Here is a 236-nt window from a genome sequence, read left to right on the forward strand (position 1 = left end):
TTCAAACAAATGGCTAGATTGGCTTTTATTCTCTGAGATAAGTGTTACTCTCGATGAGATAGAATGCGGATGAGCGAATTATTAGTTAAGGGATTAGAGTAATGGGGGGAAAAAATAATCGTCAAGATTTGAGTTATTTCAAAGTCGCTGTATTCGGTATGATTATTATGATTTTGGGGATGGGGATCGGGCGATTTTTCTATACGCCGGTATTTCCAGTTATGTTGGATGAAGGA

It is taken from the genome of Bartonella sp. CM120XJJH, assembly GCF_042194715.1.
Classification (GTDB): domain Bacteria; phylum Pseudomonadota; class Alphaproteobacteria; order Rhizobiales; family Rhizobiaceae; genus Bartonella.